Here is a 10,231-nt window from a genome sequence, read left to right on the forward strand (position 1 = left end):
GGGCGGTGGCGAGCCAGCGGGCCAGCCCCTGCGGGGTGGGGGTGCGGTGGATCTGCGAGACGGGCACGGCGACGTCGGCGGCCTCGTCGAGGGCGACAGCGACGGCGGCGGACTGCAGGGAGGTGCCGCCGAGGTGGAAGAACCCGTCGAGTGCCCCGACCCGGTCCAGTCCGAGCACCGTCGCGAAGATCCCCGCGACGAGGTGTTCGGAGTCGGTGGCCGGTTCGGTGTATGGCACGTCGAGATCGGGACGGCGCGAGCCCGGCTCCGGTAGCGCCCGTCGGTCGATCTTGCCGGTGCCGCCGGTGGGGAACCGGTCCAGGACCATGATCACGGCGGGAACCATGTAGGGCGGGAGCACGGCGGCGGCGTGTGCCCGCAGGTCCGCGGTGACGGGGACGCGGCCGTCGCGTCCGGTGACGTAGCCGACGAGCCGGGCGGTGCCCTGGTCCTCGCGACGGGTGACGACGGCGGTGCCGACGTCCGGGTGCTGCTCGAGAGTCGCTTCGATCTCACCGAGTTCGATGCGGATGCCGTTGACCTTGACCTGGTGGTCCATCCGGCCGAGGATCTCCAGCGCTCCGGCGGCGTTCCACCGGCCGAGGTCGCCGGTGCGGTAGGCGGTCCCGCCGCCGTACGGGTCGGTGACGAACCGCTGGGCGGTCAGTTCGGGGCGGTTGAGGTAACCGTCGGCGACGCCGGCGCCGGTGATGAGGATCTCGCCGGGGACGCCCATGGGGACGAGGTCGAGATTGGCGTCGACGACGCGGATCTGCCGGTTGGGCATGGGCCGGCCGATGGGCACGTACGCGCCGGGCCAGCCCTTGGACGCGTCGAACCAGGTGCAGGCGACGGAGGCCTCCGCGGGCCCGTACGCGTTGATCAGGCGGGCACCGGCGGCCGTCCAGCGTTGCGCCATGCGGGGCGGAATGGGTTCCCCGGCGAGGGTCACGCACGTCAGGCTGGGGCAGTCGGCGGGATCGACGGCGGCGAGGTTCGTGGGTGGGCAGAACGCGTGGGTGGCCTGCTCCTTGGCGATCAGCTCCGTCAACCGGCGGGCGTCGAGCAGGTCGTCGCGGGAGCTGACGACGACGCGGGCGCCGGAGGTCAGCGCGGTGTAGATCTCGCCGAGGGCCACGTCGAAGACCGGGGAGCAGGAATGGAGCATGCGGCTGTCCGGGCCGACCGCGCACTCCTCCCGCATCCAGGTGACGAAGTTCGTCAGGTGCTCGTGGGTCAGCACGACACCCTTCGGTGTCCCGGTCGAGCCGGACGTGTAGATCACGAACGCCGGCCGGGACGGGGCCACCACCGGCAGGTCGGCCGCCTCGGCCGCCGCCAGGGTGGGCCAGTCGACATCGAGGGAGACGACCCGTACGCCGTCAGGTCTGGGGACACGCGGGGCGACCTCGCCGACGGTGAGGACGACCCGAGCGCCGTGGTCGGCCAGCAGCATCCGCATCCGGTCCGCCGGCCAGGACACGTCCATCGGCGTGTACGCCGCCCCGGCGCGCAGCACCGCCAGGGTGGCGACGAGGGTCCACATGCTGCGGTCCAACGCCAGCGACACCACGTCCCCGGGCCGTACGCCCATCGACCGTAGCTGCGCGGCCAGCGCCCCCGAGCGACGGGCCAGCTCCGCGTACGTCAGCACCTCCCCGGCGGCGACTCCGGCCACCGCGTCCGGCGTGCGTCGCGCCCACTCGAGCACCAGCTCGTGCAGCGGCTCACCCGGCACCGGGCGGGCCGGGCCCCGGCCCCACGCGAGCAGCCGCTCGCGCTCGGTCGCGCCCAGCAGCGGCAGCGCGCCCAGCGGCACCCCGGGTTCGCGGACCCCGGCCGACAGCAACGACACGGTCTGGTCCACCAGACCCCGCACCCAGTCCGCCGAGAAGCCGTCGGCTGCGTAGTCCACCCGGATCGCCGACCCGTCCCCCGCGACGGTCACCACGATGTCCACGTCCACCACGTCCGGCCCCACCTCGGCCACCGGGGCGTCCACCAGCCCGACCACCACCGGCCCCGCCGCGCCCGTGTCACGCGTGACCGGGCCGGTCAGCGCCGCGGCCACCCGCGACGTCAGCTCGCCGAAGCCCGGTTCATCCGCGACGTCGACCCGCAGCACGCCGCCCGACGACAGACCGACCGCCACCTCGGCCTGGCCGGTGTACCGGGCCAGCACCCCCAGCAGACCGGCCAGCAGCACCGCGCCGGGGGAGCGCGCCCCCGCCGGGACGGGTAGGTCGACCGGCCGGTACGCGGAGGCCGCCCGGGCCGGCCACGCGGCCGGCCGGCGCAGGTCCCCCATCAGGTCGAGGATCTCGAAGCCGGGCCCAGCGACATCCGTGGCCTGCGCACCGACGATTCCGACAGACATTGAGCCAGCCTCCGATCAGGGCCGGCGCCACCCAGAGGGGTGCGCCGGAGGGGACAACCACGAACTCTCGGGACAACGGGCCGCGTGCCACGCGACGACGAGCGGTCCGGTACGCAAAGGCGGACGGTCAGCCGGTGGTGGGTGTACCCGCCGGCCCGTCTTCGAGGAAGCGCAGCATGTGATGGTTCAGCTCCTCGGCGAAGCTGTACGGCAGGTAGTCGGTGCGGATGGTGACGCGCAGGAGAGCATGGTCGACGCGGGGCAGCACCTCGACCGTGAGCCCGTTGGGCACCTCCCGGGCGTACGGGTCGACGACCTCCTCGGCCCGGCAGCCGGGCAGCCCCAGCGGCACCACCACGTTGTCCTGGAACACGAACGTCGGCAGGCTCGCGACCACCTCGCCGGAGAGCCCGGCGGCGGGATCGTCGGCGGTCTCCGCGAAGGGAACGTCCTGGGCCCGCATGAGATCGCGGATCGTCTCGTCGACCCGCAGGACCAGCTTGTCGTCCTGCGGCCCGTCGAAGCGCACCCGCACGCAGTTGAGGTTGAGCCGGGTGGTGAACGCGGAGTCGAGGACGCGGCTGCCGCGCTTGGCCACCACCATCAGCAGGGCGATGTCGTCCTGCTGATGGATGGCGCGCAGCGCCGAGGCGAAGGCCGCCACGAAGTAGCTGGAGCGGCTGAAGCGGTGGTCGCGGGCGGCCCGGTCCCAGCGGTCGAGCACCTCGGGGGTGACGGTGACGGTGTGGCCCGCCTTCGGTCCCCAGGCGAGGGCCTGTTCCAGGGGCGCGGTAGCCGGGCCCCTGCCTTGGCGGGGCAGGTCGCGTAGTTGTTCGCGCCAGTAGGTTCGTTGGGTTTGCAGGTCGGCGGCGTCGCGTAGGCGGGTGTATTCGTCGTGGGACTGGTGCAGTGTGGGTGCGGGGTGTTTCCAGGTGGGTGTGTGGCCGGCTTGTCGTGCGGTGTAGGCGTGGCTGAGGTCTCGTACGAGTAGTCCGTATGACCAGCCGTCGAAGGCGATGTGGTGGATGCCGATGCCGAACAGGATTCGGTTGGTGGTTTTGTTTCGGATCAGGGCGGCGCGCCAGTTGCGGCCCTGGGTGTAGTCGAGTGGTTGCTGTACTGCTTCGGCGAGTTGGTCGAGGGCGTCGTGTTCGGTGGCGGCGTCGGCGAGTAGCCGTAGCTGGGGCATGCCGGGGTTGGGTGGGATGATTGCTGTTGGTGGGTCGGTGCGCCGGTAGCGGGCGTGCAGGGCCTGGTGGCGGTGGTGTAGGTCGCCGAGGGCGGCCATCAGGGCCCGTAGGTCCAGTTCACCCTCGATCCACCAGGTGACCGGGACGACGACCTCCAGCGGCGACATCAGGCACTTCGCCACCTGCTGCGCGAGCGGGACCGGTCCCGGGCGCTGCCGGGTCTGTCCGGCGGTCGAGCCGGTGTCCGTACGGCGGGGGGCGGTGGCGAGCCACCGGGCCAGCTCGTGCGGGGTGGGGGTGCGGTGGATCTGCGAGACGGGCACGACCACGTCGGCGGCCTCGTCGATGCCTGTGGCGACGGCTGCGGACTGCAACGACGTGCCGCCGAGGTGGAAGAAGCTGTCGCGGGCGCCGACCCGCTCGATGCCGAGCACGCTCGCGAACACCTCCGCGACGAGGCGCTCGCCCTCGGTGGCCGGCTCGACGTACGGCACACCGAGGTCGGGGCGTTGGGCGTCGGGTGCGGGAAGGGCATTCCGGTCGATCTTGCCGGTGCCGCCGAGAGGGAAGCGGTCGAGGGTGACGACGGCGGCGGGGACCATGTAGCTGGGCAGGTGGGCCGTGGCGTGGTCGCGCAGGTCGCCGGTGGCCGGGGTGCGGCCGTCGCGCCCGGTGACGTACGCGACGAGTCGGGCCACGCCCCGGTCCTCGCGGCGGACGACGACGGCGTTCTCCACCTCCGGGTGCTGGGCGAGGATGCTCTCGATCTCGCCCAGCTCGATGCGGATGCCGTTGACCTTCACCTGGTGGTCCATCCGGCCGAGGATCTCCAGTGCGCCGGCGCTGTTCCATCTCCCCAGGTCGCCGCTGCGGTAGGCGAGCCCGCCGCCGTACGGGTCGGTGACGAACCGCTGGGCGGTCAGTTCGGGACGGTTGAGGTAACCGTCGGCGACGCCGAAGCCGGCGATCAGGATCTCCCCGGGAACCCCGACCGGCATGAGGTCGAGGTTCGCGTCGACGACGCGGACCTGCCGGTTCGGCATCGGCCAGCCGATCGGTACGTACGCGCCACCCCACCCGGCCGACGCGTCGAACCAGGTGCACGCCACGGCGATCTCGGCCGGCCCGTACGCGTTGACCACCCGCGTGCCCGCCGTCAGCCACCGCTGGGCCAACCGCGGCGGGACGGCCTCGCCGCCGAAGATGATGCAGCGGAGGCCGGGACAGGCGGCCGGGTCGAGCGGGGCGATGTTGGTGGCCGGGCCGAACGTGTGCGTGACGCCGTGGCTGTTGACCAAATCGGTGAGCCGGCGCGCGTCGAGCAGATCGTCGCGCGGGCACACGACGACGCAACCCCCGCCGGTGAGCGCGGCGAACATCTCCCCGAACGCGGCGTCGAAGACCGGTGCCGCCGAGTGCAGCATCCGGCTGCCGGGGCCGATGGCGCACTCGTCGGTCATCCACGCCAGGAAGTTCGTCAGCCTCTCGTGCGACAGCACCACGCCCTTCGGCGTGCCTGTCGAACCCGACGTGTAGATGACGAACGCCGGAGCGTCCACCGGCACCACAGGCAGATCCGTCGCCGCACGGGCCGGTACCGCAGGCCAGCCGTCGTCCAGCGCCACCACCGTGACCCCGTCCCCGGCGGGGATCCGGGGCGCTACCGCACCGACCGTCAACACCACCCGCGCGCCGTGGTCGGCCAGCAGCACCCGCATCCGCTCCGCGGGCCACGACACGTCCATCGGCGTGTACGCGGCACCCGCCCGCAGCACGCCCATCGCGGCCACCAGCGACCACAACCCGCGCTCCAGCGCCACGGACACCACGTCACCGGCACGGACACCCACCGACCGCAGGTACGCCGCCAGCAGTCCTGACCGGCGATCCAGTTCCCCGTACGTCAGCACCTCGTCACCCGCGACACCCGCCACCGCCTCCGGCGACCGTTGCGCCCAGCCCAGCACGAGCTCGTGGATCGGCTCACCCGGGATCTCCCGCACCGGGCCGCGTCCCCACGTCAGCAACCGCTCCCGTTCCGCGGCGTCCAGCAACGGCAACCTCGACAGGGCTACCTGCGGCGCCGCCGTCCCGGCGGAGACGAGCACGACGACCTGATCCACGAGTCCCTGTACGAACTGCGCGGAGAATCCCTCCACCGCGTAGTCCACCCGCAGCACGGACCCGTCCGCCGCCACGCGTACCACCATGTCGACGTCCACCGCGGCCGGTCCCGTCTCCGCCACCGGGCCGTCGGCCAACTCCACCGCCACCGGGTCCGGCCGGTCCGGAACCGCCACCGCCACCGGCGCCGTCCACGCCAGTCCCACCCGCGCCGCCAACTCCCCGAATCCCGGGTCGCCCGAGACGTCCACCCGCACCACCACCCCGCCGGCCGGGGCCAGCCCGAGCACCACCTCGTCCTGGCCGGTCCAGCGGGCCAGGACCGCCACGAGCCCCGCCACCACGACGTGCCCGGCCGGTGTCACGCGCGACGGCCAGGCGGGCAGTACCCGGTGCACCGAGGCCGCCCGCGCGGGCCACACCGCCGGCCTCCGCAGGTCCCCCACGAGCTCCAGAGCAACCGCGCCGTCCGCGGCCTGGGCGCCATCGAACCCGACAGACAACAGCTCGACCTCCGATCGAAAGGGGACGACCGAAAGGCGCAGGGCCGCGACGATCGGTCAGCCGGGATGCCGCACGCCGGACGGCGGGGGTGGCGCGAGGCGCGTTGACGGGCGGCACCGCTCGCGGGCCACCCGATCCGGTGCGCTGAGAGTGGGAACGACGAGCCGATGGGGCCCGACCATACGAAGCGCTGTGGAGTGGCGTACACCCCTAGAGATCGGCACGTCGACCCCTAGCACATCAGCCGGAGATCTCCTCCCCGGGCAGGCCTGGGACGTGTCGGCGATGCCCGCCGGCCGCGTCGAGGCCGGTCCGGCGATGTGAGCTGGCAGGGGGCGTGGCCGTCCGGATCCGGGCACTCGACAGCGCGGGCTGCGACAGCGCCGTCCGGCGACTCCAGCCCTTCTGAAGAACAGCTTTTCGGTCAGCCCGAGTCGATGGCCCCGCTAGGAGTATCGGCGGCCTCGGCGGCGAAAGAGCCGTTCGCGTTCGCCTGTCTGGCCCATCCCGGGGCAATGCATAGTGACTATGATCTTTCGATCATGACGCCTGTCGGGGGCTGGAAACTCAGCCGCTGACCGGCGGTGTGCACCTCGCCGCCGCAACGCTGGCCATAAGCCAGCCGGCTTCCCGGCCGGTCCAGCTCACGACCGTCCGGTCGGTGCACGCGGCACGCCCGGCTCTCGCGGCCGAGCGGCCGGATCAGGACCGGGAGCGCACCCCTTCGGCCACGTTCTCCGCTGTTCGTGGCCGTGGCGCACCCGTTTCACCGCCACCCCGAGGCCCGCACCGGGCCGGCATGTCAGGAGACTAAATGCAGGTGCCCATCCAGGTACAGGTGTTCGCACACGACGGGGTGGTCCTGGCCCGGCCGCCCGACCCGTCGGCCACCGCCGACAGCCCCTATCTCGCCGGCGCGGGCGCCGCTCTCTACAACGGCCTGGACATGATCACGGGTCTGCACCTGACCCTTCCGCACCAGTCGGCGGCGATCTGCAGCACCGGCTCCAGCGCGGACAAGTCGCTGCGTCTGCTCAGCCGGAGTGGTCTGAAGACGCCCAGCGACCTGCGGGAATTCCGTTCCGGCGCGCAGGCGGTGCGGTACGCGCGGGAAGCCGTCGAGCGGGGCGAGATGCTGGAGTTCCAGTTTCCTCCGCATGACCCGCGACTGCGGGCCGCTCGCGCCCGGGTGCCCGCAGATCTGCTCGCCCGCCTCAACAACAAGACCGTGCTGGAGACTCTGGTCGCGCCGGAGTATCTGCCCCGCCGGCAGGTCGCCACCCCCGCCGAAGTGCGCCGTATCGTGGCGCGCGACCGCCGGCCGGCGGTCATCAAACCGGCCGGGGTCGAGGTGTCCAGCGGAATTGCGATCTTCACCCGTCGGTTGCGGGACCGGCGGAACCGTTCCCTGTTCAACCAGTTGGAACAGGTGAGCGAGCAGTGGATCGTCGAAGAGGAGGTGCCCTTCCAGACCATCTGGGGTATCCAGTTCGGCGTGACCGACAGCGGAGCGGTGCACTACTTCGGTTCGTCCGTACACCTGCCGCAGCCCACCTCGACGTGGGTCGGTTGTGTGATGGACGACGACCAGCCCCCGGAGGAGCTGGTCGAAGCGCTGACCGTAGGGGTCCGGAAGGCCAGTGAGCTCGGGTACCGGGGCTACTGCTCCTTCGACGCCGGGATCGGCCGCGACGGCGCCCTGCGGGTCATCGACCCGAACTTCCGGGTCAGCGGGGCCACCACCTCGCTGCTGCACCGCGGTTCGCTGATGGACCAGCATCCATGCGCCATGACCACGTTCTTCTCACTGGCCCCCGGCGTCGACGCCGAACCGATCCTCGCACCGTTCATCGACCGGGGGCAGTTCGTCGTGTTCATGCATCACGACCCGGCGGAGACGGACAACGGCCCGCTGCCGGCGACCATTGTCGGCATGGTCGGGGCCGCGGACCGGTACGCCTGCGGTGTGCTGGTGGCGCAGATCCAGCGGGCCCTGGGTAGCTGACGCGCCGATCCGGGGCTCGGCTCCGGCGGCTCGTCATCCGTTCGCCGGCCCGGCCGTCCCGCGACGCCGGCCGGCGAACGGGCACCGGGCGGTGTCGGCCTCACATGCCGGCGAGTGCGGTACGCACAGCGGCCTCGGGGACGTGGGTGACCAGCTCGACTCCGACCGGTCCGTCCAGGACGAAGGACAGGCCCGAGGTGGCCTTCTTGTCCCGGCGCATCAGCGCGATCAGCTCGTCGTGGTCGACGCCGGCGGGCAGCGTGGTGTCGAGTCCGTAGCCCGCCACCACGTCGTGGTGCTCGGCCACCCGCTCGGCCGGTACCCGGCCGAGGACGCCGGCCAGCCGGCCCGCGAAGACCGTGCCGACGCCGACCGCCTCGCCGTGGCGCAGGCCGAAGTCGGTGGCCCGCTCCAACGCGTGCCCGAGCGTGTGGCCGTAGTTGAGGATGTGCCGCAGGCCGGAGTCCCGCTCGTCCGCGGCCACCACCCGGGCCTTCAACGCCACTGACGCGGCGATCTGCTCCGCCACCGGCCGGTCACGCAGATCGCCGGCGCCGATGAAGTGCGCCCGGGCGATCTCCCCGTACCCGTTGCGCCACTCCCGCTGCGGCAGCGTCCCCAGGTGCTCGGTGTCGCAGAGCACAGCCCGGGGCTGCCAGTACACGCCCACGAGGTTCTTGCCCTGCGGAAGGTTGACGGCGGTCTTCCCACCGACGCTGGCGTCCACCTGGGCCAGCAGCGAGGTCGGCAAGTGGATCACCGGGACGCCCCGGTGGTACAGACCGGCGGCCAGCCCGACCACGTCCGTGGTGGTGCCGCCGCCGCAGGAGACCACCGCGTCCGTCCGGGTCAGCCCGAACTCGGCGAACGCTCGGCAGAGCTGTTCCACAGTGGTCAGGTTCTTGTCGTGCTCGCCGTCGCGGGCCGGCACCACCCGGTGCGGCACGCCCGGGTCGGGCGTCCACTCCGGTGGCCGGGCCGAGACCACCACGACCCGTCGGGCGCCGGTCCGCGCCACCTCCGCCGGGAGCCGGTGGCGCACGCCGGGACCGATCAGCACCGGGTACGACCGTTCCCCGAGCGCCACCTCGACGTGGGCCGGCTCGCCGGCGGCGGGACGGTCAGGTACCGGCGCGTGCATGTGGTTGCTGCCTCCTCTGCGGAACGCGGACCGGCGCGGTCGCGGCCGGGCGGCCCCGCACCATCGACAGGCGCAGCGCCAGCGCGGCCAGCGAGTCGACCTCCGGCCGGATGCCCCACCGATCGTGGGTGAGCTGCGCGTGGTGCGCCAGCAGGAAACCGGACGGCGCGGTCGGGTGGTCGTGGCCCACCACGTCGGTCACCCGGTCCAGGTAGCGCTGCCACGCCACTGCCACATCCCCGCCCAGCGGTAGGTCACCGGCCGACAGGACGATCTTCTCCGCCCCGTCGTCGGCCTGCGCGGCCAGGTCCCGCCGCTGTGCGCCGGTGAGCCGCTGGCTGCGCTCCTGCCAGTGCAGGAAGAGGAACGCCAGGCGGTCGGCCGCCGGCATCAGCCCGGTCAGGTGTCGCAGGTGCGCCACGGCCAGCGGCAGCTCGCCGCCGGCCAGCCAGGGCACGTCCCCGCCGAGCAGGGTGAGGGCCAGTTCGCTGCCCGCGAACGCGAGCGGGCCGCCCCGGGCAGGGTCGCGCACGACGCGCTGGTCGCTGGCGAGGGACGCTCCCGGGTCGTACGCGAGCAGCCCCGCCCGTACCGCGTCGAGCGCGGCGGGGACGGCATGGAAGCCGAGGCTCAGACGCTCGGCGGGGGAGCCCTCCGGGTCGAAGAACCAGTTCATGCCGGGATCGGCCCGGCGGGCGGCGGCGACCAGACCGGTCAGGACGGTGCCGACCAGCTCGGTCAGCCGCGTGCCCGGGCAGCCGTCGGCCGGTACGGCCGAACGGGCGAACAACCAGCAGCGTTCCAACGACGGCACCTCGGCTGACGGGCGGGTGGAGCACGGGGACTCGACGGTCTGCGGGGTCGCCCCATCATCGGCCCGCAGGCCCGCT

5 protein-coding genes are annotated in these 10,231 nt (G+C 72.8%); 1 reads left to right on the forward strand and 4 read right to left on the reverse strand.

Annotated features, from left to right (window positions below; all coding sequences use genetic code 11):
• Together ABD52_RS11415 and ABD52_RS11420 are read right to left on the reverse strand one after the other, a co-directional pair.
• The coding region (locus ABD52_RS11415) for an amino acid adenylation domain-containing protein (RefSeq protein ID WP_047891786.1) at positions 1-2,377 on the reverse strand (2,377 nt) is incomplete at its 3' end.
• A 127-nt stretch (positions 2,378-2,504) separates the two neighbouring features.
• Entirely contained in the window at positions 2,505-6,113 is a 3,609-nt protein-coding gene (locus ABD52_RS11420; protein WP_304413818.1) for an amino acid adenylation domain-containing protein, read from the reverse strand.
• A gap of 896 nt (positions 6,114-7,009) precedes the next feature.
• Between ABD52_RS11420 and ABD52_RS11425 the strand changes: the two genes are divergently transcribed.
• Positions 7,010-8,200: a hypothetical protein gene (locus ABD52_RS11425; protein WP_047891788.1), complete on the forward strand. Its 1,191-nt coding sequence runs from the start codon at positions 7,010-7,012 to the stop codon at positions 8,198-8,200.
• Between the two features lie 100 nt (positions 8,201-8,300).
• On the opposite strand, the gene ABD52_RS11430 is transcribed toward ABD52_RS11425, so the two are convergent.
• The gene (locus ABD52_RS11430) at positions 8,301-9,341 is read right to left on the reverse strand and encodes a 3-dehydroquinate synthase (protein ID WP_047891789.1); all 1,041 of its coding nucleotides are present in this window, start codon (positions 9,339-9,341) and stop codon (positions 8,301-8,303) included.
• Positions 9,322-10,155, reverse strand: coding sequence for a hypothetical protein (locus ABD52_RS11435; protein WP_225319709.1), 834 nt, complete (start codon positions 10,153-10,155; stop codon positions 9,322-9,324). Before ABD52_RS11435 ends, ABD52_RS11430 begins: the two co-directional genes overlap by 20 nt.
• Positions 10,156-10,231: the final 76 nt, after the last annotated feature.

This window comes from Micromonospora sp. RV43 (assembly GCF_001029515.1).
Lineage (GTDB): Bacteria > Actinomycetota > Actinomycetes > Mycobacteriales > Micromonosporaceae > Micromonospora > Micromonospora aurantiaca.